The organism is Pseudomonas floridensis (assembly GCF_002087235.1).
In the GTDB taxonomy this organism is placed as follows: Bacteria; Pseudomonadota; Gammaproteobacteria; order Pseudomonadales; family Pseudomonadaceae; genus Aquipseudomonas; species Aquipseudomonas floridensis.
In genome coordinates this window covers 1-833 of record NZ_MUIO01000229.1, presented here as the reverse complement: position 1 = coordinate 833, position 833 = coordinate 1, and the positions used below count along the sequence as shown (strand labels likewise).

Below are 833 nucleotides of genomic sequence, written 5' to 3'. Positions count from 1 at the left end.
GGGCGGGGGAGACAATCGCTAAGGTCACGATCGAGGGATTGCCCGGTCTGTTTCGCGAAGGCAGCGACTATTCGTCGCGGCCTTCCATCATGGTGCGCTTGAGCATCACGTAAACCGCACCCGCGCCGCCATGCCTGGCCAGGCACGAACAGAAGCCCAGCACTTGCGAATGCTGACGCAGCCAGGTGTTCACATGACTCTTGATCATCGGCCGCTTGCCATCCAGACGCACTGCCTTGCCGTGTGTCACGCGTACGCAGCGGATCTCGAGTTTCGTGGCTTCGGCGAGAAATTCCCAGAGTGTCTCCCGCGCCAGTTCGACGTTCATGCCATGCAGGTCCAGACTGCCTTCGAAGCTGATCTGGCCAAGCTTGAGCTTGCGCATCTGGCCTTCCTGGACCCCGTCGCGAGCCCAGTACAGGACGTCTTCGGGACCGACATCGATCACGAACTGGTCCGACAGGCCATCGACCGTCACCGCATCGGTGCGCACCGTCGCAGACTGACGCAGTCGCGCCAGTAACGTGCGGTCGGTTTTCGGTTTGCCGACATCGGCGTGTTCGTGCTTGAGGGGCTTGACGCCGCGCGTCTCGCTTCTGAACAGGGAAAAGTCGTCGTCTTGCATGGGGCCTCCGCGAAGGGGGCTAGTTTAACCACTAAGACGACGGGCTCAGTCGTGTTTTTTCATCAGATGCGCGGACATGCTCAACCCGTTGGCCCCTCGCGGCCCGCGACGGCACCTGCGCCATAGCCGGACACCCAGCCACAGCACCAGCACGCCGACCCCCGCGACCACTGCGGCACCGGTCGGATTGCCGTTCAAGTCACCCAGG

At 62.5% G+C, this 833-nt stretch carries 1 protein-coding gene; it reads right to left on the bottom strand.

Annotated features, from left to right (window positions below; genetic code table 11):
* Positions 1-67: 67 nt before the first annotated feature.
* Positions 68-625, bottom strand: a complete 558-nt coding sequence (locus tag BZK31_RS28480; RefSeq protein ID WP_083186468.1) for a Smr/MutS family protein — start codon at positions 623-625, stop codon at positions 68-70.
* Between the last annotated feature and the right edge of the window lie 208 nt (positions 626-833).